This is a genomic window from Acinetobacter sp. YH1901141, assembly GCF_013416935.1.
Classification (GTDB): domain Bacteria; phylum Pseudomonadota; class Gammaproteobacteria; order Pseudomonadales; family Moraxellaceae; genus Acinetobacter; species Acinetobacter towneri.
Genome location: NZ_VPEY01000083.1, coordinates 1 through 1081 on the forward strand (window position 1 = coordinate 1; position 1081 = coordinate 1081).

Below are 1081 nucleotides of genomic sequence, written 5' to 3' on the forward strand. Positions count from 1 at the left end.
CCAGCCGGCCCGAGATCATGGGGTGGGTGCTGGGCATCGTTTACCGCGTCATTGCCACGCACCTGGTCAAGAAAGCGGGCCATACCCACCAAGTGGCCAAGACGGGCGCGGTCACCCTGATCCAGCGTTTTGGATCGGCGCTCAATCTGAATGTTCACTTCCACATGCTGTTTCTCGACGGTGTGTATGTCGAGCAATCCCACGGCTCAGCGCGTTTCCGCTGGGTCAAGGCGCCGACCAGCCCAGAGCTCACCCAGCTGACGCACACCATCGCCCACCGGGTGGGTCGCTATCTGGAACGGCAAGGCCTGCTGGAACGGGATGTCGAAAACAGCTATCTGGCCTCGGATGCGGTGGATGACGACCCGATGACACCCCTGCTGGGGCACTCGATCACTTACCGTATCGCTGTCGGTTCACAGGCGGGGCGAAAGGTGTTCACTTTGCAAACTCTGCCGACCAGTGGTGATCCGTTCGGTGACGGGATTGGCAAGGTAGCCGGGTCCAGCCTGCACGCCGGCGTGGCGGCCAGGGCCGATGAACGCAAGAAGCTCGAACGGCTGTGCCGGTACATCAGCCGCCCGGCGGTATCCGAGAAGCGGCTGTCGTTAACACGAGGCGGCAACGTGCGCTACCAGCTCAAGACGCCGTACCGGGACGGCACCACGCACGTCATTTTCGAACCATTGGATTTCATTGCAAGGCTGGCCGCCCTGGTACCGAAGCCCAGAGTCAACCTAACCCGCTTCCACGGGGTGTTCGCACCCAACAGTCGGCACCGGGCGTTGGTCACGCCGGCAAAACGGGGCAGGGGCAACAAGGTCAGGGTGGCTGATGAACCGGCAACACCAGCACAACGGCGAGCGTCGATGACATGGGCGCAACGGCTCAAGCGTGTTTTCAATATCGACATCGAGACCTGCAGCGGCTGCGGCGGCGCCATGAAAGTCATCGCCTGCATTGAAGACCCTATAGTGATCAAGCAGATCCTTGATCACCTGAAGCACAAAGCCGAAACCAGCGGGACCAGGGCGTTACCCGAAAGCCGGGCGCCACCGGCTGAGCTGCTCCTGGGTCTGTT

General features: G+C 61.7%; 1 protein-coding gene. It reads left to right on the forward strand.

Features of this window, described 5'->3' with window-relative positions:
* Positions 1 to 1081: IS91-like element ISVsa3 family transposase (locus FTV52_RS14590; RefSeq protein ID WP_218950507.1), on the forward strand; the 1081-nt coding region annotated here is incomplete at both ends.